The sequence below is a fragment of the Priestia sp. SIMBA_032 genome, assembly GCF_046535215.1.
In the GTDB taxonomy this organism is placed as follows: Bacteria; Bacillota; Bacilli; order Bacillales; family Bacillaceae_H; genus Priestia; species Priestia aryabhattai.
The window spans coordinates 1-245 of sequence record NZ_JAWRXD010001323.1; the positions used below are offsets into that span (position 1 = coordinate 1).

The following is a 245-nucleotide window of genomic DNA, read 5'->3' on the forward strand; positions in this document are numbered from 1 at the left end:
ATTTCCAATTACACGGTGATACTGTGCCTTTACTTCCTTCGCAGCCCAATATAGTCTCTTAATTTTTTCTTCTGATACTTTATCTCCTGTTTTGAACACAATTGATCCATCGTCGAATGTATACGTTTTTGGTAAGTATTGCTCTTTTCCTTCTTTACGTATTTTCTCTAAATCTACTGTATTCCCGCTATAATCTTTACCATTATAATTTGTTGTAATTTGTTCTACCGCAACAAAATAAGGTT

1 protein-coding gene is annotated in these 245 nt (G+C 33.1%); it reads right to left on the reverse strand.

What is annotated here, in order from left to right; translation table 11 throughout:
- A partial coding sequence (locus tag SB717_RS38605; protein ID WP_410908520.1) for a collagenase occupies nt 1–245 on the reverse strand: 245 nt, incomplete at both ends.